The organism is Terriglobales bacterium (assembly GCA_035764005.1).
In the GTDB taxonomy this organism is placed as follows: Bacteria; Acidobacteriota; Terriglobia; order Terriglobales; family Acidobacteriaceae; genus Gp1-AA112.
Genome location: DASTZZ010000048.1, coordinates 1 through 3,387 on the forward strand (window position 1 = coordinate 1; position 3,387 = coordinate 3,387).

General features: G+C 52.2%; 3 protein-coding genes. 2 read left to right on the top strand and 1 reads right to left on the bottom strand.

The window, feature by feature from the left end; genetic code table 11:
- Window positions 1-867: 867 nt before the first annotated feature.
- The gene (locus VFU50_07280; protein ID HEU5232646.1) at window positions 868-1,338 is read right to left on the bottom strand and encodes a hypothetical protein; all 471 of its coding nucleotides are present in this window, start codon (window positions 1,336-1,338) and stop codon (window positions 868-870) included.
- A 673-nt stretch (window positions 1,339-2,011) separates the two neighbouring features.
- On the opposite strand from VFU50_07280, the gene VFU50_07285 reads away from it, so the two are divergent.
- Together VFU50_07285 and mreB are read left to right on the top strand one after the other, a co-directional pair.
- Window positions 2,012-2,359: a DUF6804 family protein gene (locus tag VFU50_07285; GenBank protein HEU5232647.1), complete on the top strand. Its 348-nt coding sequence runs from the start codon at window positions 2,012-2,014 to the stop codon at window positions 2,357-2,359.
- A 396-nt stretch (window positions 2,360-2,755) separates the two neighbouring features.
- On the top strand, window positions 2,756-3,387 hold a 632-nt coding region (gene mreB, locus VFU50_07290), incomplete at its 3' end, for a rod shape-determining protein MreB (GenBank protein ID HEU5232648.1).

Genomic DNA, 3,387 nt, shown 5'->3' on the forward strand with positions numbered 1-3,387 from the left:
CTTTGCACCAGCCGATTTGTATGCATCGCAGAGGCAGATCTTGCAAGAGCCCGAGCTGCCGGATCTCACAATCGTGTGATCGCGTTTCGGGTGTCCGCAATTGCAGTTTGGTGTGGCCATAAATTTAGCTCGATTCCGCCGCGCATTCGCATGACAAAGTTGGGAATTTCATTTTGGTCTTGCTGCCACTTCAGACGTAGTCGTTAGTAAAGGATAGTTTCCGCAGTACAAACACTTGCTCACCGGGCTCACGGGATCGCACCTGGTATCGTAAGTGCATTTTTCACATCTAGGTTTTTCTTCTCTCACATTTCCTCCTGACGCTTGTGATCTCTCTGGAACTTCAACCTGTCACCTCGCGGCGTCACGACGGCCGTCAAGCGCAGACGAACGAATTTGCGTCCTCGATGGACACACAATTGTGGGAATCCGCTGCAGTGAGTGATGGTAGGACTGGTCCAGTGCACGGGTTCCGCGAACGTCGCAGAAGACCGTCACCGAATAAGTGGCGGAGAGATGCGATGTACCTCGATCATACTCTCAATTGGGAACTTGCGTTGGTGTAAAGCTCTTCTGCAAGAAACGAGAGTGAATAGGTTCATGATTTATTACGCTCGGGCCCGCAGCTATTCCCTTTGCCCTGGCGGACTTAGTGCATGCAAGACGCCGTGCTTCACTTACGCTGCCCAAAGGCACGACAGTTTTAAGAGCCAATAAAGTGGAAGGCAGCATAAATCGAAATAGCATCTGAGCGGGAGGATTGGCGGCGTTCTGAAGCCGTCGCCCCCTGACACTCCTCCTCCTTATTCTTATTCGTGGTAGTGCAAAAGATATTGGCGAGGTTCGAAGTCGGGATAAACTTCGCGATCAAGCTAAACGCAGTTGCGATAGAGAGGCGGGAGCGGGTCCGCCGCCGATGTCGGGAGTGATGATTAGTTCGAGCGTACTCACTGCGGAAAGCTGGACGGAGAAGCTCTCAGCCTCATGTACGGCAGTTGGAGGGCTGAAATTCCACTGCTGACGAATGATCTCATGGACTTGTCCCGTATTGGGCATCCACCGCAGCACGAACTCCTGCGTCCGTGCCGATTCGTTCTCGTCGAAGGTTAGCTCAATGCGTTCGATATTCTGGGGCTGATCGAAGATTAAGCGCACGGTTTGAGTGCCAGCCTCCGACGCTCTCCATCCACGCTTGTCATCTCTTACCAATGCTCCTTCGATCGGATGCTGGGTTTCCTCGGAAGTGACTTCAACCGCCGCGGCTCTGTCCAGTTCCAACCATTGCGGCTCCGCAACGGAAGCTGTGTACCGAATTGGGGTGATCAGGCGCTTTCGCATAGACTTTCCCTCCTGCGCTAGATTACGATGCCGAAATGGAACATGCACCTGCTCTTCTCTCTCAGTTGAGCGGGGCATGATTTCACCCGCACCTCCGCATTGCTGGCAGGTTCTACCATTGCCATTTGTTTTCCGGCCCTTGCACACTGGGCATTTCTGATTCATGGTCATAACTAATGATACCTGTGTCCGGAGTGGAGGGTACTTCGGTTGGTGTGCCATCTCCAAAGCTAACGAAGTGTGCACAATTGACCAGTATTCGTTCTTCTCGTTTGGCACCATACTTCAGTATGAGCAGCGTTCGAGTCTCGGCGAAGCAAATGTTGGCGATCCCGTGTGCAACCTGTGGCGCGAAATCGGGAGAGAACTGCGACTTTCACCCAGGACAAAACCGAAAAACACCGCATCGAGATCGCCGCCGGAGAGCGCAAGCGCTTTCCCACGGAACGAAGGAAGTTCCAAAAGTCTCTCCGTCTGTCACGATCCCGTCTGATATGCCGTCTTAGTTTTTCCCAATCAGTGCGTACGCCTCTCGGCCAGTTGGTTCGCTCAAAGCAGTTGTTCCAAATCAGTAAACAGGCAAAAAGAGCGAGCCAAGAGTGAGCTGTTGTATACAGTGCTCGGCCTGCGAGAAGCATGTAATTGAGGAACAGAAGAAAACAAGGAGCCTCTGATGTTTACGGCAATCTTAAAAGCGCTCGCAGTAGTAGGACTGCTCATTGCATTATTTTGGCGTTCACCGAATTATGAAGAGTTGTTGTCATTCTTTGTATGCGTGGCGGCGCTCGTCGTGGTCGGGCAAGCAATTCAATTGAAGAATTACATCTGGATCGTGGTATTCCTCGGGATTTGCGCACTCTTTAATCCCGTGTTCCCGGTGGCCATGTCCGGAAATGTGCGTTTAATAGCAAACCTTGTGTGTGCTGGTCTGTTTGCCACTTCACTGCTGTTATTGAAGACGCTGCCACGAATGTCTTTGCTCTCAATAACTGATCGAACACCAGGAAGCGAATCGCTGTGAAGCGGCTTCTCGATGTCGTCCGCATCCACGCCAGAAGTTTCGGTAATCGCGACAACTTGCTGATTTTCCAGAAGGACAGTGCCAAGCGAGAGCGCTTCTAGCCGCGTTACTTTTGGCACAGAGTCATATCTATTCGCGAGTCATGCGGCGCACGTGAGCGACTCCTCGCCACTTCTTTCCCTCCGCAGAGAAATGGGAACAAGAGACGCAAACAGTTCAATCTACCCGACGACGATGATGGAGTGTGGAGAAGATGCGGACCTCATGAACGTTCTGGCGCGCCTCGGGGACAAGTTCGATGGTCTACCGTCTGCCTTTGCGAATTCGTGTGAGTGAGGATAAATTCCACCCTTCCGCTCAGCAATCCACCACTCCGATTTTGGTCAATGTGCGGTGATGTCACTTAATGGGCATTATGCAGGATGGCGGTTTCTTAGAATTCCTTCGCTGTCTACACTCTTAGCTAATGACATTGCTGTCGATCTCGGCACCGCGAATACACTCGTCTACGTGCACGGCAGAGGAATCGTGGTCAATGAGCCGTCAATTGTGGCAATCGACAAGAACACGGGCGAAGTCGAAGCAGTCGGCAAAGAAGCAAAGGAAATGCTAGGACGCACTCCTGCGAACATCGTAGCCATTAAGCCTATGAAGGATGGAGTGATCGCTGACTTCAGGGTCACTGAAAGAATGTTGAGCTACTTCATTCGCAAGGCATGCAGGCGCCAGTTGTTTTTGCACCCGCGCATGGTTATCGCGGTCCCTTCGGAGATTAGCCAAGTCGAGAGGCGTGCGGTTACCGATGCTGCCTATCGGGCCGGCGCGAGAGAAGTTCACTTAGTGGAACAGGCCATGGCCGCGGCTATCGGTGCAGGCTTACGCATCAGCGAGCCTATAGGCAACATGGTCGTTGATATCGGAGGCGGTACGACTGACATAGCTGTGATATCGCTCGGCGGTATCGTCTATTCGCGGTCGCTACGGATGGCCGGTAATCAGATGGATGAAGCCATCACTAACTATGTAAA